The organism is Proluteimonas luteida, assembly GCF_021191695.1.
In the GTDB taxonomy this organism is placed as follows: Bacteria; Pseudomonadota; Gammaproteobacteria; order Xanthomonadales; family Xanthomonadaceae; genus Luteimonas; species Luteimonas luteida.
Map to the genome: position 1 here is coordinate 72,219 of NZ_JAIWPT010000003.1, position 18,398 is coordinate 90,616.

Annotated in this window: 16 protein-coding genes; 9 read left to right on the forward strand and 7 right to left on the reverse strand. The window is 72.3% G+C overall.

All coding sequences use genetic code 11. From position 1 onward, the window contains the following. Positions 1-21: 21 nt before the first annotated feature. Positions 22-1,200 carry a DNA-processing protein DprA gene (gene dprA, locus LDO26_RS03850; RefSeq protein WP_232129763.1) on the reverse strand — a complete coding sequence of 393 codons (1,179 nt, stop codon included), beginning with the start codon at positions 1,198-1,200 and terminating at the stop codon, positions 22-24. Positions 1,201-1,275: 75 nt separating this feature from the next. Next, positions 1,276-2,424, reverse strand: coding sequence for a LysM peptidoglycan-binding domain-containing protein (locus tag LDO26_RS03855; RefSeq protein ID WP_232129939.1), 1,149 nt, complete (start codon positions 2,422-2,424; stop codon positions 1,276-1,278). Between the two features lie 146 nt (positions 2,425-2,570). Here LDO26_RS03855 and def point away from each other — a divergent pair, with 146 nt between their 5' ends. From def to rsmB, 3 genes are all read left to right on the forward strand, one after another. Continuing rightward, positions 2,571-3,086 carry a peptide deformylase gene (def, locus tag LDO26_RS03860; RefSeq protein WP_232129764.1) on the forward strand — a complete coding sequence of 172 codons (516 nt, stop codon included), beginning with the start codon at positions 2,571-2,573 and terminating at the stop codon, positions 3,084-3,086. 87 nt (positions 3,087-3,173) lie between these two features. Then, positions 3,174-4,109 (forward strand): methionyl-tRNA formyltransferase, encoded by a 936-nt coding sequence (gene fmt / locus LDO26_RS03865; protein WP_232129765.1) that lies wholly within the window; start codon positions 3,174-3,176, stop codon positions 4,107-4,109. A 64-nt stretch (positions 4,110-4,173) separates the two neighbouring features. Continuing rightward, positions 4,174-5,475, forward strand: coding sequence for a 16S rRNA (cytosine(967)-C(5))-methyltransferase RsmB (rsmB, locus tag LDO26_RS03870; RefSeq protein ID WP_232129766.1), 1,302 nt, complete (start codon positions 4,174-4,176; stop codon positions 5,473-5,475). 52 nt (positions 5,476-5,527) lie between these two features. Here the strand turns inward: rsmB and LDO26_RS03875 are convergent, their stop codons facing one another. Beyond that, positions 5,528-6,313: a glycosyltransferase family 2 protein gene (locus LDO26_RS03875; RefSeq protein WP_232129767.1), complete on the reverse strand. Its 786-nt coding sequence runs from the start codon at positions 6,311-6,313 to the stop codon at positions 5,528-5,530. A 116-nt stretch (positions 6,314-6,429) separates the two neighbouring features. Here LDO26_RS03875 and LDO26_RS03880 point away from each other — a divergent pair, with 116 nt between their 5' ends. Together LDO26_RS03880 and LDO26_RS03885 are read left to right on the forward strand one after the other, a co-directional pair. Then, on the forward strand, positions 6,430-7,575 hold the full coding sequence (locus tag LDO26_RS03880; RefSeq protein WP_232129768.1) for a glycosyltransferase: 1,146 nt from the start codon (positions 6,430-6,432) through the stop codon (positions 7,573-7,575). Next, complete coding sequence (locus LDO26_RS03885; RefSeq protein WP_232129769.1) at positions 7,568-8,545, forward strand: glycosyltransferase family 2 protein; 978 nt, start codon at positions 7,568-7,570, stop codon at positions 8,543-8,545. Before LDO26_RS03880 ends, LDO26_RS03885 begins: the two co-directional genes overlap by 8 nt. 3 nt (positions 8,546-8,548) lie before the next feature. On the opposite strand, the gene ribA is transcribed toward LDO26_RS03885, so the two are convergent. The 4 genes from ribA to LDO26_RS03905 all read right to left on the reverse strand — a co-directional run bounded on the left by ribA (position 8,549) and on the right by LDO26_RS03905 (position 12,837). Then, positions 8,549-9,700 carry a GTP cyclohydrolase II RibA gene (ribA, locus tag LDO26_RS03890; protein ID WP_232129770.1) on the reverse strand — a complete coding sequence of 384 codons (1,152 nt, stop codon included), beginning with the start codon at positions 9,698-9,700 and terminating at the stop codon, positions 8,549-8,551. A 113-nt stretch (positions 9,701-9,813) separates the two neighbouring features. Further along, entirely contained in the window at positions 9,814-11,355 is a 1,542-nt protein-coding gene (locus LDO26_RS03895; RefSeq protein WP_232129771.1) for a PH domain-containing protein, read from the reverse strand. Further along, on the reverse strand, positions 11,339-11,920 hold the full coding sequence (locus LDO26_RS03900) for a PH domain-containing protein (RefSeq protein ID WP_232129772.1): 582 nt from the start codon (positions 11,918-11,920) through the stop codon (positions 11,339-11,341). The genes LDO26_RS03895 and LDO26_RS03900 overlap by 17 nt, the downstream gene beginning before the upstream one ends. Then, the gene (locus tag LDO26_RS03905; RefSeq protein ID WP_232129773.1) at positions 11,917-12,837 is read right to left on the reverse strand and encodes a lauroyl acyltransferase; all 921 of its coding nucleotides are present in this window, start codon (positions 12,835-12,837) and stop codon (positions 11,917-11,919) included. Before LDO26_RS03905 ends, LDO26_RS03900 begins: the two co-directional genes overlap by 4 nt. 130 nt (positions 12,838-12,967) lie before the next feature. Between LDO26_RS03905 and dtd the strand changes: the two genes are divergently transcribed. The 4 genes from dtd to LDO26_RS03925 all read left to right on the forward strand — a co-directional run bounded on the left by dtd (position 12,968) and on the right by LDO26_RS03925 (position 18,378). Next, positions 12,968-13,408, forward strand: coding sequence for a D-aminoacyl-tRNA deacylase (gene dtd / locus LDO26_RS03910; protein ID WP_232129774.1), 441 nt, complete (start codon positions 12,968-12,970; stop codon positions 13,406-13,408). A gap of 203 nt (positions 13,409-13,611) precedes the next feature. Then, entirely contained in the window at positions 13,612-15,486 is a 1,875-nt protein-coding gene (gene rpoD, locus LDO26_RS03915) for an RNA polymerase sigma factor RpoD (RefSeq protein WP_232129775.1), read from the forward strand. 119 nt (positions 15,487-15,605) lie between these two features. Then, positions 15,606-16,076 (forward strand): hypothetical protein, encoded by a 471-nt coding sequence (locus LDO26_RS03920; RefSeq protein ID WP_232129776.1) that lies wholly within the window; start codon positions 15,606-15,608, stop codon positions 16,074-16,076. A gap of 109 nt (positions 16,077-16,185) precedes the next feature. Continuing rightward, positions 16,186-18,378, forward strand: a complete 2,193-nt coding sequence (locus LDO26_RS03925) for an AsmA family protein (RefSeq protein WP_232129777.1) — start codon at positions 16,186-16,188, stop codon at positions 18,376-18,378. The last annotated feature ends 20 nt before the right edge of the window (positions 18,379-18,398 follow it).

Consider the following 18,398-nt stretch of genomic DNA (forward strand, 5'->3'; position numbering starts at 1 on the left):
GCGCCCTCGGGCGCGTATGTGTCAGGACTTTCGGCTATACCGACCGTGTGCGACTTCGACGCGTCCATCCAGCTCCATGGACAGCAGCATGGCCGACGCACGGGCAACCGTCAATCCACTGCGTTCGACCAGTTCATCCATACCGCTTGGGTCGTGGCCCAGGGCCATCCACAAGCGGTTGTAGTCGGGGTCGGGGGTGGGTGTCGGGCCGGGGCCGTGTTCAGCGGTGCCGGAAACAGCGCGCGCGGTGGGCGTTTCGCAGGCTGTTCCGGGGCATGGGATGGGGGCGTGAAGGCGCTGGCGCAAGGTGTCGGCCAGCGCCCCGGCCATGGGCGCCAGCGCGGCGGCCACCTCGTCGGGCGTCTCCACCAGCATCGCCCCGTCGCGCAGCAGGCGGTGACAGCCGCGTGCCTTGGGATTGTGGATCGAGCCGGGGATCGCGAACACCTCGCGGCCGGCGTCGCCGGCCAGGCGCGCGGTGATCAGTGCGCCCGAGCGGTGCGCGGCCTCGACCACCAGCGTGCCCAGCGCCAGGCCGGCGATGATCCGGTTGCGGCTGGGGAACTGCTCTGGGCGCCCGGGCGTCCCCGGCGGATACTCGCTGACCACCGCGCCGGCGGCGGCGATGCGTGCGTGCAGGCCGGCGTTGGCGCGCGGATAGGGGATGTCGATGCCGGTCCCGAGCACGGCGAGCGTGGTGCCGCCGGCGTCGAGCGTCGCGGCATGTGCGGCGGTGTCGATGCCACTGGCCAGCCCGCTGGCGACCGCCAGGCCGCTGGCCGCGAACCGGTGGGCGAACGCCGCGGCGTTGTCGCGGCCGCCCGCGGTCGGTGCGCGGCTGCCGACGATCGCCACCGACGGATGCCACAGCAGGGCGGGGTCGCCGGCGACGAACAGCGCCAACGGCGGATTCTGCACCCGGCGCAGCAGGGCGGGATAGTCGGGGTCGTGCCAGCCGAGCAGGTGATGGCCGCTCGCTTCCAGCCAGCGCGCGGCCGCGTCCAGGCGCATGCCGTCGGGTGCGCGCAGCGCCGCGACCTGGGCGGCGTCGAGGCCGGCGGCGCGCCACGCGCCCGACCCTGCCGCCAGGGCCGCGGCGGGCCTGGCGCCATCGAGCAGGGCGCGTCGCGGCGCGGAGGCGCCGCCGGCCAGGACCAGGCGCAGCAGTGCATCGGTGTCGGTGGGGGCGGCAAGGGGCATGCGGCCATCCTGGGCCGCAAACGGCGACGGCACCCGAAGGTGCCGTCGCATCGTGCTGTCAGGAAACCCCGCGGCTCAGTAGGTCGCGTCCGGGTGCTTGAGGCGGTAGCCGACCTGCGCCGGCTTCTCGCCCTCCATGACCAGCGCGTAGCTGACGTGGTCGAAGGTGCGGAACACCATCGCGTGCGCGGCGTATTCGTCCGGCATGCGGTTGCGGCGCGAGCCGGGGTTCGGCGCGTCGGTGATGCGCGAGGTGTTCGGGTGGCGGACCCGGTCGACCGAATGCGGGCCGCCGCGCCAGACCGAGAACACCGTGCCGTTGTCCACGCCCTGCTGGTGGCCGGCGGAGATCGCGATCACGTCGCGCGGGCCGCCGGTGATCAGCGCATCGGCCACGGCGAGGATGCGCGCGTCGGCGGCGACCGCGTCGGCCGACGGCGGGTGCGGGAAGAACTGCAGGTCGTAGGGCTGCGGGTTGACCGGGGTCAGGCGGTCGCCGGGGCGGGCCTCGAAGCCGTTGTCGTCGAGCACCAGCGTGGTGGCCTCGCTGTCCGGGGTCGGACCGCGCAGCACCGTGGCCACGCCCATCTGCACGATCTCGTAGCCCAGGAAGGCGTCCTGGCCGTTGAGCTTCGGAATGGTGTCGCGCCACAGGTTGCCTTCGCCATGGACGCGCTTGCCGCGGTAGTCGAGGTCGCGGCTGCGGCGCGCGCCGTAGAACTCGGTGGCCGGGCGGATCACCGCGTAGCGCTGGCCCGGCTGGGCGTTGTCCAGGCCGGTGACGTAGATGTTGCGGTCGAGGCTGCCGCGCAGGCGGGTGTCCTCGGCGCCGAGCACGTACGGCAGTTCGTCGAAGCTGAAGACGATGCTGCGGTTCTTCAGGAACGGCTCGATGTCGGCCAGCGAGATCGCGTCGATCGGCGCGATGGTCTCCGGGCGCGGTCCCGGCTGCAGCGTCACCCGGTTGAGGTAGGCCAGGCTGATCACGTCACCCGGATAGATCAGGTGCGGATTGGCGATCTGCGGATTCGCCTGCCAGATCTCCGGCCACAGCCAGGGCTTGTCCAGGAAGCGCCCGGCGATGCCCCACAGCGTGTCGCCGCGGACCACCACGTAGGTGTCTGGATGATCGCCACGCATCCCCTGCGCGGCGGCAAACGTCGTAACGGTCAGCAACGCGACGGCAGACGCCGTGCGAAGCGACCGGGAAAGGCGCTGAAACATGCCGGCCATCTACCCGCTCCCCTTGGAGATTTCCCCTTGCAGCGCCGCAATATAGCCTGAAACCCGCGCGGCGGCGCAAGCGCCCCGGACGGTACAATGGCAAATCATGTCCGCGGCTGTGACCGCCTTCGCTGTTCGGTTCGAAAATGTCCCTGCTCCCCATCCTCGAATATCCCCATTCCCGCCTGCGCAAGGTCGCCGCGCCGGTTGCCGGCGACCGTTTCGCCGACCCGGCGTTCCAGCGGCTGCTCGACGACATGTTCCAGACCATGTACGAGGCGCCCGGCATCGGCCTGGCCGCGACCCAGATCGACACCCACGAGCGCTTCCTGGTCATCGACGTCACCGAGTCCCGCGACCAGCCGCTGGTGTTCGTCAACCCGACGATCCGCGAGGCCTCGAAGGACCTGCGCGTGCACACCGAGGGCTGCCTGTCGATCCCCGGCGTGTTCGCCGACGTGACCCGTGCCGACGGCATCGTCGTCGAGGCGCTGGACCGCCACGGCAAGCCGTTCGAGCTGAGCGTCGACGGCCTGCTGGCGACCTGCGTGCAGCACGAGATCGACCACCTCGACGGCAAGCTGTTCATCGACTACCTGTCGCCGCTCAAGCGCGACCGCGCGCTGAAGAAGCTCGAGAAGCTGCGGAAGGACCGGGATTAGGAACTGGGGATTGGGGATTCGAAGAACTCCGATCCGCATGCCCTTCGCTGTTCCGAATCCCTCCATCCCCAATCCCGAATCCCGTCCATGAGAATCGTCTTCGCCGGAACCCCCGACTTCGCCGTACCGGCGCTGCAGGCCGCCGACGCCCGCCGCGAGGTCGTTGCGGTCTATACCCAGCCCGACCGGCCGGCCGGTCGCGGCCGGGTGCTGACCCCATCGCCGGTCAAGCGCGAGGCCGAGACCCGCGGCCTGGTGGTGCGCCAGCCCGAGCGCCTGAAGGGCGCCGATGTTCAGGACGCGCTGCGCGCGCTGGCGCCGGACCTGATGATCGTCGTCGCCTACGGCCTGCTGCTGCCGCAGGCGGTGCTCGACATCCCGCGCTTCGGCTGCTGGAACGTGCACGCCTCGCTGCTGCCGCGCTGGCGCGGCGCCGCGCCGATCCAGCGTGCGATCCAGGCCGGCGACGCCGAGACCGGGGTCTGCCTGATGCAGATGGAGAAGGGCCTGGATACCGGGCCGGTGCTGCTGAAGCTGAGCACGCCGATCGCGCCCACGGACACCGCAGGCGACCTGCACGACCGCCTCGCCCGGCTCGGCGCGCAGGTCATCACCGATGGCCTGGGCCTGCTGCGTGCCGGGATCCGGCCGGTGCCGCAGCCGCAGCCGGAGACCGGCGTGACCTATGCGCACAAGCTCGACAAGGCCGAGGCGTGGCTGGACTGGAGCAGGCCCGCGCAGCAGCTCGCCGACCAGGTGCGCGCATTCAATCCGTGGCCGGTCGCCGAGGGCGAGGTCGCCGGCGAGAAGCTGCGCATCCATGCCGCGACCGCCTTGCCCTCGGCGCATGGACAGGCGCCGGGCACGCTGCTGGCGGCCGGGCGCGACGGCATCGACATCGCCTGCGGCGAGGGTGCGCTGCGCATCCGCACGCTGCAGCGCGCCGGCGGCAAGGCGATCACCGCCGCCGACTACGTCAATGCGCGCGGCGGGCTGAGGGCCGCAGCCGCGGCGCAGGGATGACGGTGGCGCGCACCGGCGCCGTGGCGCCCTGTGGTCGTCGCCAGGGGGCCGTCGCGTGGCCGGCATGAGCGCCGCGCCCGGCAGCCGCGTGCGCGTCGTCGCGGCGCAGGTGCTCGATGCGGTGCTGCATCGCGGCCGTTCGCTGAAGGCGGAACTGTCGGCGGCGCTGCCGGGAATCGCCGATCCGCGCGACCGCGCGCTGGTCGAGGCGATCTGCTTCGCCGCGCTGCGCAACCAGGCCCGCTACGCCGCCGCGCTGGCCGCGTGGATGCCGCGGCCGTTGCCGCGCCGCGATGCAGCGCTGCGCGCGCTGCTGTACGCGGGATTCGCCCAGCTCGATCCGATGCAGCTGCCGGACCATGCCGCGCTCAACGCCACCGTCGATGCCGCGCGCCTGCTCGGCCGCGCGCATCAGGCCGGGCTGGTCAATGCCCTGCTGCGGCGCGCGCAGAAGGAGGGATTGCCGGCGGCACCGGCCGACGCCGCATGGCCGGCGTGGCTGCTGGGCGAGGTGCGGCGGGACTGGCCGGATGCGGCCGACGCGATCGTCGCCGCCAGCGCCGCGCCCGCGCCGCAGTGGCTGCGGGTCAACCGTCGCCGCGGCAGCCGAGAGGCCTATCTCGACAGGCTGCGCGAGGCCGGCATCGAGGCGCGGCCCGCGGCGCTCGCGGCCGATGCGGTGGTGCTCGATACGCCGGTGCCGGTCGACGCGTTGCCGGGTTTCGCCGATGGTGCGGTGTCGGTGCAGGACGGCGCCGCGCAGCTGGTCGCCGATGCGCTGGCCCCGCCCGCCGGCGCGCGCGTGCTCGACGCCTGCGCCGCGCCCGGCGGCAAGAGCGCGCACCTGCTGGAGCGCGACCCGGCGCTGCGCCTGCTGGCGCTCGACATCGCCGCGCCGCGGGTGGCGCGCATCGGCGAGACTTTCGCCCGGCTCGGCGTCGGCGCCTCGGCGCGGCTGCGCGCGGAAGATGCGCTGGACGTCGGCAACTGGTGGGACGGCACGCCGTTCGACGCGGTGCTGCTGGACGCGCCGTGCTCGGCGACCGGCATCGTCCGCCGCCAGCCCGACGTGCTGCTGCACCGCCGCGCGCGCGACGTCGACGCGCTGGTCGACCTGCAGGCGCGCCTGCTCGACGCACTGGCCGGCGTCGTCGCGCCCGGCGGCGTGCTGCTGTACGCCACCTGCTCGATCCTGCGGCGCGAGAATGCGGCGCAGGTCGATGCGTTCCTGGCCCGGCATCCCCGGTTCCGTGCCGATCCGCTGGACGCGCGCTTCGGCCGCGACAGCGGCGTCGGCCGCCAGCGCCTGCCGGGCGACGACGGCACCGACGGGTTCTTCTACGCGCGGCTGCGCAGGACGGGCTGAGCGGCCGGAGAACCTGCCGATCGTGGCGCCGCTCCTTTCGGGGGCGGTCGCTTCAGGCGCGCGGGTCGGCGGCGGCATTCCCCTGCATCCGCCGCAGTCGCGCATATTTCTCGTAGACGTAGCGCGTGTGGCAGGCATGGAAGCGCCAGCCGGTCGCGCCGTCGAGGAACCCGCCCTGCAGCACGTAGTGCTTCAGCCAGTAGGCCAGCGCATGGACGGGCGCGGCCAGCGGCCCGGCCCGCCTGCCGGCCTGATGGCGCTGGCTCGCCCAGAGCTGCGCGTAACCGGACAGCTTGGCGCGGTACTCGGCGCGCGAGCGCGCGGTCTCGTGTTCGATCCGCGCATCGCAATGGCCCACGCGCAGGCCGGCGAGGTCGGGGCCTTCGTGGACGAGCACCGGCAGATAGCGCATGTCGGGCCGGGACAGGCGGTGCACCCATTCGCGGCTCCAGCCGCCGAAGCGCAGCGGATGGCCGAGGAAGCGCGTGCGCCTGCGCAGGCACCACACATCGCAGGATTCGAGCCGGTCCGACGCGAACAGCGCGCGCAGCGCCGGACCGGCCCCGTCGTCCAGCCATTCGTCGGCATCGAGCAGCAGCACCCAGGGCTGCCGCGCCAGCGACGTGGCCAGGGTCTTCTGCGCGGCGAAGCCGAGCCAGTCCTGGTGCACGACCCGGGCCCCGGCCGCGCGCGCGATGTCGACGGTCGCGTCGGTCGAGCCGGAATCCACGACCAGCAGCTCGGCGCAGACCGGCGCCAGCGACGCGAGGCAGCGCCCGATGCGGTCGGCCTCGTTGCGGGTGATCACGACGCCCGACAGGGGCAGTGGAGCGGTCATGTACAGCGATTCCGGGGGCAGGCAGGCGGGCATTGTCCCCGATGCCGGCATCGGCGTCGCGACGCCGGCGCCGGCGCACGGGTGCCGCCGGGCCGGGTTTCGATGGACAATGCCGCATGCCCGCCGCATCCGATACCGCCCCCGTCCGCGTCCTGCATTTCGTCACCGGCGGCTTTTCCGGCGGTGCGACGCAGGTGGCGATCTCGCTGGTGCGGGCGGCGCTGGGGCCCGGGCCGGTGCAGCCGATGCTCGCCCTGCGCCGCAAGCGCCGCACCGATCCCGCGCGGATCCGCGAGCTCGAGCAGGAAGGCCTGCCGGTCGTCGTGGTCCCGGGCTGGTCGCACGCCGCCACCATCCACGCGCTGGTGCGGCTGTGCCGGGAATTCCGCCCGGACGTGCTGGTCGCACACGGCTTCAGCGAGCACCTGTGGGGCCGCTATGCGGGGCTGATCGCCGGCGTGCCCGCGCTGGTCCACGTCGAGCACAACACGCGCGAGCGCTACACCCGGTGGCGGCTGGCACAGACGCGCTGGCTGGCGCGGCGCACCGCACGGATCGTCGGTTGCTCGGAAGGCGTGCGCCTGCGTCTTCTCGAAATGGGCATGCCGGAGGACCGCACGGTCGCGATTCCCAACGGCATCGCGCTGCAGCCGTTTTCCGCCGCGCCGGCGCATGCCATGGCCGGCCGCACGCCCGGCATCGTGATGGTGGCGCGCTTCTCCGCGCAGAAGGACCACGACACGCTGGTGCGCGCGGTGGCACTGCTGCGTGGGCGCGGGCTGCAACCGCCGGTGCTGCTGGTCGGCGGCGGCAAGGCGTCGCATCGTGGGCGGGTCGAGACGCTGGTGCGCAGCCTGGGACTGGAAGGGCAGGTGACGTTCCCCGGCATCTGCCGCGACGTGCCGGGGCTGCTGATGGCGCACCGGATCTGCGTGCTCAGCACCCACTACGAAGGCATGCCCCTGGCGCTGCTCGAAGGCATGGCCGCCGGCTGCGCGGTGGTCGGCAGCGCGGTGCCCGGGGTGCGCGAGGTGATCGACGACGGTGTGGACGGCCGGCTGGTGCCGGAAGCGGATCCGGAAGCGCTGGCGGACGTGCTGGCGACGTTGCTGCAGTCGGAGGCGGAGGCAGCGCGCCTGGGCGCGGAGGCGCACCGGGTCGCGGTCGAGCGGCATGGCCGCGAGTTGATGAACGCACGCTACCAGGCCCTGTTCCTGTCGCTGGCCGGGCGCGCTGAGGCGGAGGACGGCATCGATGACTGAGAATAGCGATCCTGGGCGCCGGGAGGCGATGCCGGACGGCGGTGCGACGACGGCATCGCCCACGATCAGCGTGCTGGTCTCCAGCTACAACTACGCCGGCTACGTCGTCGACGCGGTGCGCTCGGTGCTGCGGCAGAGCTATCCGGCGCTGGAGATCGTCGTCGTCGACGACGGCTCGCGCGACGATTCCGTCGCGGTGCTGCGGGCGGCGTTCGGCGACGATCCGCGCGTGCTGCTGATCGAGCAGGACAACGCGGGACAACTGGCCGCCTGGCGCAACGGATTCGCGTATCTCCGCGGCGATGTCGTCGCCCTGCTCGATTCCGACGACCTGTGGGAGCCCGGCTATCTGGAACGGATCGCGGCCGTGTACCGGGAGCATGCCGATGTCGGGTTCGTGTACACGAACATGCTGCTGTTCGGGGATGTGGAGCGGCCGATGCTGCGCGACCGCGAAGACCGCGACCTGGGCATCTCGATCCTGCTGGGCGCGTTCGTGCACCGCTGGCAGGCGACGGCGACGTCCGCGCTCAGCCTGCGGCGCCCGCTGATGACCCGGATCCTCGACATGCCGGCGGCGATGGCCGCCGAGTGGGTGTCGCGTCCCGACGACTGCCTGGCCTTCGGCAGCGAGATCCTCGGTGCGCGCAAGTTCTACCTCGGCGATACGCTGGTCCGGCACCGGGAGCATGGGCGCAACGCGCTGAAGGACTATTCGGCCGCTCCCCTGAACACCTGCCGCTACATGGCGCGCGGCGAGCGCATGCTCGAGTTCTATCGTGCGCGGGCCGGCGTCACCCCGCGCTGGTTGCGCATCGCCAAGGCCGAGTTCCGTACCAAGCCGCGGCCGACGTTCTTCGAACTGCGTGCCTACAGCTGGCTGCTGTTCCGGGCGCCGATGCCGTTGACCAAGCGCATCGAGCACTGGTTCGGCATGCTCTCGCACTACCTGCGCGCGCGGCGCCGCTGAGCGTCACTCCATCGCGCGGATCAGCGCATCCACGTCCAGCGCATGCCCGGCGCGGCGCGCCTTGGTGCGCAGGTACTGCTCGTTCTCGGCGGTGACGTGGCCGGTCAGCGGGTGGCGCTCGACGACGTCGATGCCGGCCTCGCGCAGCCGCGCGACCTTGTCCGGGTTGTTGGTCAGCAGCGCGACGCGGCGGATGCCCAGGCCCTGCAGCATCGCCGCGGCGGTGCCGTAGCGGCGTTCGTCGGCGCCGAAGCCGAGCTGGGCGTCGGCGTCGATCGTGTCCAGGCCCTCGTGCTGGTAGCCGTAGGCGCGCATCTTCGCGGCGATGCCGGTGCCGCGGCCCTCCTGGTCGAGGTACAGCAGGACGCCGCCGCCGAGCGCCTTGAGCGCCAGCAGGCCGGCGCGAAGCTGGTCGCCGCAGTCGCACTTCAGCGAGCCGAACAGGTCGCCGGTCAGGCACGAGGAGTGCACCCGCACCGGGACCACGGCATCGACGTCGGGATTGCCGACCACGACCGCGACCTGGTCGCGCTGGGCGACGCCGCCACGGAACACCACGAAGTCGGTCATGCCGACGTCGCGCAGCGGCACCGGCGCGCGCGTGACCAGCTCGAAATCGTCGGCCGCGCCCGCGCTGCCGGCCTCCAGGTCGGCGATCGAGACCTGGCAGCAGGCGGCGAACGCGCTGTCGCCGTCGCCGAGATCGACCGCGATCAGCGCCGGCAGCATCAGCCCGAGCCGGGCCAGTTCCACGCCCGCGGCGTCGAGCGCGGTCGCCGGCTGCCAGTGCGCCGGCGCACCGGCGTCGCGCAGGAAGCCCAGTGCGCCCAGTGCGTCGTGGCCGACGCCTGCCAGCGGAATCCGGGCGCCGTCGGGCGCCTGCAGGCCCAATACGTCCGCGCGGCGTGCGGTGACCGTCAGGTGCTGGCGGTCGCCGGCGGCGCGGGCGAACCGCGCGTAGCTGCCCGCGGTGCTGCCGTCGAGGGTGATGAAGGCCAGGCGTGCGCCCGACGGGCCGGCGATGACCACCGGCCGCCCCTGGCGCAGCTCCGAGACAGCGCGTTCGCAGCGGATGACCGCCGGATCGCCGAACAGCGCGGCGGCGGACGACGGGGGGACGCTGGCGGGCGGGCCGGATTCGGACGAGCGGGACATCGGTGACTCCTGCCACCGGCCGCGCGGCGGCGCGGACGGGGAACGACATGTGGGGACGGCATGGGGCGATATGGCGTCCATTCTCGAAAAAACCAGCCTGCGTCGCGGCGGGCTCACCAGCGCAGCGGCCGCCGCGCGATCTCCTTCGCCAGGGTCGCGTGGATGCGTTCGGCGGTGGCCAGCGGCAGGTAGCGCAGCCGCAGCTGCGGCGCCAGCGGATTGGCACCGGCGGTATCGAACCAGACCGCGGCCATGCCGAAGCCGCGGTCCAGCGGCGACTGCCGCAGTTCCACGGTCTGCAGCTTGTCGACCTCGGCGAAGCGCCAGTGCCGGGTCCACCAGCCCTCGCGCACGGCGACCAGGGTGTCGTCGATCGCATAGCCGGCGCGGCTGGCGTGGCGGCGGGCGACGAAGGCCGACCACGGCAGCCACAGCAGGCCCAGCAGCCCCCACCAGTGGAAGAACCAGCCCAGCGCCGCGCACAGCAGCGCCGTCACCACGACGTCGCCGAGCAGCAGCCGCAGCCAGGCGCGCGGGTGCAGCGGCTGCCAGTCGGCAGGCGGCCACGTCGGCAGCGTCGCCACGTCGCGGACGATCGCGTCGCAGGTTGCCGGCGGTGCGATCGGCGCCAGCGCATCCAGCCGGTGCCCGGCATCCCCCCCGCCGGACTGGCCGTTGCCGCCGCGCGCCGCGGCGGTGTCGATCTCCAGCGTGCGTCGCGCGAACAGCCGGTGCAGCAGGCCTTCGCGCAGGGTCCAGGCCTGGATGCGCCGGCGCGGCACGCTGCTGCGCGAGCGGCTCAGCAGGCCGCGCTCGACCGTCAGGCGGCGGCCCTGGCGCTGCAGCCGGAAGCCGTGGTAGCGCACCAGGGCCAGCAGCACCGAGAACGCCCGGATCAGGGCCAGCGCCACGGCCAGCACCAGCGCCACGCTCGCCGCCTTGGCCAGCCAGGTGGTGCCGAACGTGTTGGCATAGTCGGCCGCCTGGCGCCCGCCACGCAGCAGCCAGTCGCCCATCGCGCGGTCGGGCAGCACCTGCCAGGCCAGCGCGAACGCGCCGGCGACGACGATCATGCCGCGATTGGAGATCAGTCCCAGCTTGACCACTTCCGCCGTCGACAGTGCCAGCAGGGTCCGGCCGGCCGGCGCCGCGGTCTGCGCATCGTCCGCGGCCGCCTGCCCGCGGTTGCGGATCAGCCGTTCCAGCGCCAGTGCCTGGGGCATCGTCAGTACCCGCATCTGCGCCTCGGGCCTGTGTCCGCCGGCCGATTCCAGCCGCACCTCGGCCACGCCCAGCAAGCGGTGCAGCAGCGACTGGTGGATGGCGACGTTGTGGATCCGCGAGTACGGGATCTGGCGGACGCTGCGTTCCAGCAGTCCACTGCGTACGATCAGCCGGTCGTCGGCGATGCGGTAGCGGTAGGTCAGGTACTGCCAGACCGACACCAGCACCAGCGCGGCGACGCCGATCAGCGGCAGCCACACCGGCAGCCCGTCGCCGCGGCCGCGGCCGGCGAACACCAGCACCGCCAGCGGCACGATGAACTGCCGCAGGTTCTGCAGCAGCACGAACAGCCACGACCACGGGTGCAGGCGGTGCTCGCTGTCGAGCGGCAGCGGCGGCGTGGCTGGCGCGGGCTCAGCCGGCGTCGTCATCGTCGCCTTCATCGTCGGTGTCGCCGTCGCGGGCGGCGCGGCTGGCCAGCGCATCGCGCAGGCGCTCGGCCTCGACGTGGTCGAGCCCGGCCAGCACCACGGAATTGTTGTGGGTACCGGCGGTGTGCACGGTCAGCGTGGACAGGCCGAAGACGCGTTCCAGGGGGCCGCGCTGGATGTCCAGATGCTGCACGCGGGTGCCCGGCACCCGGGTGTCGCGGCGCCACAGGTGGCCGCGGCGCACGCCGAAACCGTCGTCGTCGAGCCGCCAGCGCGTGCGCAGCCAGCGCCGCCGGGCGATCCACACCGTCCACGCCGGCAGCAGCACCAGCAGTGCGGCATAGACGGCCAGCGCCGGGGTGTCGCGGCCGATGAAGACCAGCCCGGGGACCAGCGCGACCAGCAGCGGGAGCAGGGTGCCGAGCAGGGCGCTGATCGTCGCCAGCGTGCGCGCCCGCACCGGCAGCGGCTGCCAGCTGTCGGTCGGCAGTGCCGGCGTATCGGCGCCGGCAGGGGCCGGCGCGGGGAGCGGCGGGGCGGCATCGCGGGATTCGGGGCCCGTCATCGGCGGCGTTCCAGGTCCAGATAGGGATTGTCGTCGCCCGAGCCGGAAGGTCGGGCCTTGTAGCGCTTGTAGGTCCACTGGTACTGCGCCGGGTCGCGGCGGGCGATGTGCTCGACCGCGGCGTTGAGCGCGGCGGCGCCGCGCAGCGGGTCGGCAGCGGCGATGCCGTCGGGCGCGGGCTCGATATGCAGGGCGAAGTCCGGTCCGTCGCCGATACGCTCGCAATACGCGAACAGCACCGGCGCAGCGGTGCGTTCGGCCAGCCGCGAGACCAGGGTCATCGTCAACGCCGGCAGGCCGAAGAATGGCGCGAACTCGCCGTCGCCGGCCTTGGGCTGCTGGTCGGGCAGGATTCCCACGACGCCGCCGGCCTTGAGGGTCTTCCACAGCTGCCGCACCGCCGGGCCTTCGGCGCGGACCTGCTGCACGCGTGCGTGGTCGCCGGCGCGGACCAGGCGCAGGAAGGCCTCGCCGACCGCGGACTCCGGCGCCCGGTACAGGATCGAGATCGGCGTGCGCGCGGCCAGCCACTGGTTCAGCAGCTCCCAGTTGCCGTAGTGCGGGGCGGCGACGATCAGGCCCTGGCCCGATGCCAGCGCCGCGTCGAACAGGCCGACGCCATGGGTCGTGCGGATCATGCCCAGGTTGCGCGCATGCGGCCGGGTCCACAGCCGCAGCGTCTCCAGCGTCTGCAGCGCGGTGGTCCGCAGCACCGCGCGGTGCAGGGCGTCGCGCTCGTCCGGCGACAGTTCCGGGTACGCGAGTTCGAGGTTGCGCCGGGCGACCCGGCTCTCGCGGGTGCCGAGGACGCGGGCGAGCGTGGCCGACGCCGAGGCGAGGGCGCGCAGCACGGCGGCCGGCAGTGCGCCGACGGCGGTCGCGAGCAGGTAGAGGACACGGGCCAGCAATCCGGGCATCGCGCAAGTCTATCGGCAAGCGCCCGCCGCAACGCAGGGGCGCCTGCCCCGCACCGGTGGCTGGCGATCCACGCGCTGCTGTGGTCTGCTGGCCGGCCATGGACGTCCCGTCGCCGCCCGCACCGACCGCATGCTCGCCCTTATCCAGCGCGTCAGCCACGCCGCCGTGACCGTGGACGGGGAGACCGTGGGCGCCATCGGCCCCGGCCTGCTGGCGCTGGTCGGCATCGAGCCCGGCGACGGCGCCGACCAGGTCGCGCGCATGGCCGGCCGCCTGCTCGGCTACCGGGTGTTCGCCGATGACGCGGGGCGCATGAACCGCTCGCTGGCCGATACCGGCGGCGGACTGCTGCTGGTCAGCCAGTTCACCCTGGCCGCCGACACCCGCTCGGGCATGCGGCCCGGCTTCAGTACCGCGGCGCCTCCGGACGAGGCCGAGGCGGTATTCAGCCGACTGCTGGCTGAATGCCGGACGCGGCATCCGGCCCCGGTGGAAACCGGCCGTTTCGGGGCCCATATGGCCGTCAGCCTGACCAACGACGGTCCGGTGACCTTCCTGCTGAAGGCGTGACGCCGCGCCGCCTGTGCGTCGCCGCGGGTCCGGAACGGCGGCGGAGGGCGCATTTTTGCCGGGACGGGTGGAAACCGGCCGTTCCGGTGCCCATATGAGAGGTCAGCCCGGCCGATGACGGCCCGGTCGCCTTCCAGATGCGGGCATGATCCCGGCCCCGCTGGTGGTATAATTACGGGTTCACTTTTCCCACGGTGCGCCACATGGCGAATGAACGTCCCGCCCAGCAGTCCGACATCAAGCTCCTGATCAGCAAGGGGTTGGAGCAGGGCTATCTGACCTATGCCGAAGTCAACGATCACCTTCCGGACGACATGGTCGACCCGGAGCAGATCGAGGACATCATCGGCATGATCAACGGCATGGGCATCGATGTCCATGAAGTGGCGCCCGATGCCGAGACCCTGCTGCTCGCCGGCGAGTCCAGCGGCAACCGCGAAGTCGACGAGACCGCGGCCGAGGAAGCCGCCGCCGCGCTGACCTCGCTCGACACCGAGGGTGGCCGCACCACCGACCCGGTGCGCATGTACATGCGCGAGATGGGCACGGTCGAGCTGCTGACCCGCGAGGGCGAGATCGCGATCGCCAAGCGCATCGAGGAAGGCCTGAGCCAGATGATGGCCTCGGTCGCCAGCTTCCCGGGCTCGGTCGCGCTGCTGCTCGAGGAATACGAGCTGCACAAGGCGGGCAAGAAGCGCCTGGCCGAGATCGTGGTCGGCTTCAACGACCTGATCGAGGAGGAGGACGCCGCCGCGGCCGCCTCCGCCGCAGCGCCGGCGTCCGACACCAGCGACACCGACAGCGACGGCGACGACGACAGCGACGACGATGACGACGGCGAGGAGGAGGCCGCCGGCCCGACCGGTCCGGACCCGGCCGAGGTGCTGCGCCGCATGGACGTGATGGCCGACCTGTACGGCAAGTTCCAGAAGTCCTACGCCAAGAACGGCGCGACCGCCAAGCCGGTGGTCAAGCTGCGCGGCGAGATGGCCGACGTGTTCATGACCTTCAAGCTGCCGCTGCCGCTGACCGACGTGCTGGTGCGCAACCTGCGCGACGTCGTTGCCGACATCAAGAACCACGAGCGCCGCATCCTCGACCTGTCGACCAAGGTCGCCAAGATGCCGCGCAAGGACTTCATCCGCGCCTGGGACGGCAACCAGACCAATACCGGCTGGGCGGACGAGATGATCAAGCGCAAGCAGAAGTGGTCGTCGGGCCTGAAGGAAGTGCGCGACCAGATCGTCGCCGAGCAGGAAGCCACGCTGGCGGTCGAGAAGGCGATGGGCGTGACCCTGGGCGACCTCAAGGAGATCAACCGGGCGATGGCCTATGGCGAGGCCAAGGCGCGCAAGGCCAAGAAGGAGATGGTCGAGGCCAACCTGCGCCTGGTGATCTCGATCGCCAAGAAGTACACCAACCGCGGCCTGCAGTTCCTGGATCTCATCCAGGAGGGCAACATCGGCCTGATGAAGGCGGTCGACAAGTTCGAGCACCGTCGCGGCTTCAAGTTCTCGACCTACGCCACGTGGTGGATCCGCCAGGCGATCACGCGCTCGATCGCCGACCAGGCGCGCACCATCCGCATCCCGGTGCACATGATCGAGACGATCAACAAGCTCAACCGCATTTCCCGGCAGATGCTCCAGCAGTACGGCCGCGAGGCCACGCCGGAGGAGCTGGCCAAGGAAATGGACATGCCCGAGGACAAGATCCGCAAGGTGATGAAGATCGCCAAGGAGCCGATCTCGATGGAGACCCCGATCGGCGACGACGAGGACTCGCACCTGGGCGATTTCATCGAGGACACCAACGTGGAGTCCCCGATCGAGAACACCACCAACATCAACCTGTCCGAGACCGTCCGCGACGTGCTCGCCGGGCTGACCCCGCGGGAGGCCAAGGTGCTGCGCATGCGCTTCGGCATCGACATGAACACCGACCACACCCTCGAGGAAGTCGGCAAGCAGTTCGACGTCACCCGCGAGCGCATCCGCCAGATAGAGGCCAAGGCGCTGCGCAAGCTGCGCCACCCCTCGCGCAGCGAGCAGCTGCGCAGCTTCCTCGACGTCGAGTAGGCCGGCGGCGGCCATGCGCTGCAGAACGACGCCCGCGGCAACGCGGGCGTCGTCGTATCTGGGCATCGGCGTGCCCGCGTGCTAGCGTCCGCACTCTTTCCCAGCATGCCGGAAGACGCATGGACGCATCCCACGACCGCAGCCCCTACGCGCCGCCCGCCGCGCCGCTCTCTCCGTCCGTGGCCGATGCCGATGCCGGCGCGCCGCTGTTCAAGATCGCCGCCGTCGGTATCGCCACCTTCTTCGGCTCGGTACTGGCCGGCGGCCTGATCATGGCGATGAACTTCCGCGCGATGGGAAAGCCGGAGAAGTTCTGGCCGACGATCGGCCTGTCGCTGCTGGCGCTGGTCGCGACACTGCTGCTCGGCGCGTTCCTGCCCGAGAACTTTCCCGGCGTCGTGATCACCGTGCCGACGATCATCGCGATGACGATGATCGCGGGCCGCTACCAGGGCCAGGCGATCACGCAGCGCCAGGATGCCGGCCTGCCGATGCGCTCGAACTGGCTCGCGCTCGGCATCGCCCTGCTGGTACTGCTGCCGATCCTGCTGCTCGGCATCGGCCTGCTGCTGCTCGGCGGCGCGATCTGAGCGATCGCGCCCGGGGCGGCGGTTCCGCACGGGGACAACGCCCGTTCCCGGGCCGTCGCGCGGCGGCCTGTGCAGATGGCCGTCACCGCACCTGAGGGATGCTTGCCGGATGCCAAGACGCATCCTTTCCCCGCTCCGCGCCCATCGCCGCGGCCTGCGCCGCGCCGCCTGGGCCGTGCTGGCGCTGTACCTGCTGTACCTGATCGCGGCCAACGTGTTCCTCAACAGCGCGATCGGCGTCTCCACGATCAACCGCAAGCCCGAGCGCTATCACGCGCAGTGGGACTGGGCGGCAAGCCTGTATCCGGGGCAGATCCACGCCCGTGGCGTGGTCATGGGCGGGCATGCGCGCACCACCCGCTGGACCGCCGCCACGCCGGTCGCGCAGGGCCGCATCAAGCTGCTGCCGCTGCTGTGGAAGGAAGTGCGCTTCGGTACGATCCGTGCCCGTGACGTGTCGCTGCATGTGGCGCGCGCGGCCACCGACCTGCCGTCGACGAAGCGGCCCGGCAAGTCGCCCTGGACCCTGCGCTTCGATGCGATCACCACGCCCAGCCTGCTGCGGATGGACTTCTACGACGCGCGCGTGACCGGCACCGGGGCCGCGCGCTTCGGCTTCGTCAAGACGATGGCGGGCGGGCCGATGGAAGTGCTGCCGTCGACGCTGGAGATGCCGGACGCGACCCTGTCGGTCGGCGGCTTCGAACTGGTGCGCGACGCCGCGCTCGAGTTCGGCATCGCGATCCCGGCGCACCTGCGCCAGCAGGCGCAGGGCGACGACAAGCTGGTGCTGCTCGACGCGACCCTGCGCGTCGACGGCCGCGCCCCGGGCATCGACCTGCAGGCACGCGGCGACCAGCCGTTGCCGATCGCGGCCGGCGACGATGCCGGCCATGTGCGCGCCGACCTGGCGATGCACCGCGGCGTGCTGGTGCCCGGCAGCCGGCTCGACTGGTCGGCGCCGGTGTCCGGCCTCGACGCGCAGGGCCAGCCGGTCCGGCACCCGCTGGGCGTCGCGCTGCGGGTGCAGCCGGCGGGCATCGCGATCGCGGCCCGGGTGCCGCGGCAGGGCGACAATCCCACCCGGTTGCATGCGGACCTGCGCATCGGCGACCGCCGCCTGCTTGATCCCGACGACTGGCTGCGGCCGGTACGCGCGCTGTCGGGCACGGTGGACCTCGGCTGGCGTTTCGCCAGCCTGCGCTGGCTCGACCGGATCATCGCGCCGCAGGACTGGCTGCAGTTCGACGGCGAAGCCGACCTGGAGGCCGCACTGCGGCTGGCGGACGGCAGCGTGGCCGAGGGCAGCACGTTCCGGGTCTCGGACGCGCAGTTGCGCGTCGACATCCTCGACAACAGCTTCCGCGGCAGCGCCCACGCCAGCGGCCGGGTCGCGCGCGACGGCGAGGCCGGTCTGCGTACGACGATCGACGTCGTCTCCGAGCGCTTCTCGCTGACGCCGGGCGACGCGCCGGACACGGTCTACCTGCGTGGCCGCGACCTGCGGCTGGACCTGGCGTCGAGCGGCGACCTCGCGCGTTTCCACGAACAGCTGCAGGCGCGGCTGCGCTTCGACGGCGCCGAGATCCCCGACCTGCGCGCCTACAACCGCTACCTGCCACCGCGCAGCGCGCGCCTGCTGGCCGGCAGCGGCGCCGCCAGCGGCGACCTGACGCTCGATCAGCACGGCCAGGTCCTGCAGGGACGCTTGCAACTGCAGGGGCGCCAGGCGCGCATCGCGCTGGGGCCGTCGCGGCTGTCGGGCGATCTGCGGGTCGACAGCCGGATCGCGCAGCTGCGGACCGGCGGACGGCGCTATGCGTTCGAGGGCTTCGACCTGCGCGTCGACAACGTGCGCGTGGAGGACGCCGACGACGCGCCGTGGTGGGCGCGCTTCCGGCTCGACGCCGGCACGCTGGACTGGCGCGAACCCTTCGCCCTCGAGGGTGAAGGCCATCTCGACATGAAGGACGTCAGCGTGCTGCTGGCGCTGTTCGCCGAACGCAGCGTGTTCCCGCGCTGGATCGCCAACCTCGTCGATTCCGGAGAGGCGAGCGCGACCGGCCGGCTGCGGGTCCGGGACGACGAGATCGTGTTCGACCGCATCGTCGCCAGCAACGACCGCATCGACCTGCTGGCGCGCCTGCGCATCGCCGGCGGAACGCCGCAGGGCGACCTGTATGCCCGCTGGGGCGTGCTCGGTCTGGGCGTCGAACTGGAGGACGGCGATCGCAAGCTGCATGTCGCCGGCGCGCGCAAGTGGTACGACGCAAGGCCACCGCTGCTGCCGGGCGAAGGTTGAGCGGAGGCGCGGGCGGCGCT